Origin of the sequence: Vibrio sp. 10N.222.49.C9 (genome assembly GCF_041474985.1) — a bacterium.
Classification (GTDB): domain Bacteria; phylum Pseudomonadota; class Gammaproteobacteria; order Enterobacterales; family Vibrionaceae; genus Vibrio; species Vibrio crassostreae_C.
In genome coordinates, this window is the sequence record NZ_JBFRVD010000187.1 from 1 (window position 1) to 312 (window position 312).

1 pseudogene is annotated in these 312 nt (G+C 48.1%); it reads left to right on the forward strand.

From position 1 onward, the window contains the following. Window positions 1-12: 12 nt before the first annotated feature. A pseudogene (locus AB4585_RS22675) lies at window positions 13-312 on the forward strand (ABC transporter permease); the annotation flags it as partial.

The window sequence follows — 312 nt, forward strand, 5'->3', positions numbered from 1 at the left end:
TTGGTAATGGGCGTGGGCATAGTTGGGGCCACCATAGCTAAGCGAGAGTCATGGGCTCGATTGTTGGCTCGTGTGGTCTGCTTTACAGGATTCTACTATGTATTGAGCGCTTACTATTTTGGCTGGAGCTTTGATTACTACTCCGTATCTCGCCTTGCCAACCCATTTGAACTCTTTATGTTTGGTACCCCATTTTTGCTCTCTGCCTGCATGATAGGTCTGTTTCTTGGGATGATAGTGCCACGCAGAGAACTAGTGACGGTGTTGGTGCTAATGAGCTCAATGCCACTGGTGTTTAGCGCGGGCTTTATA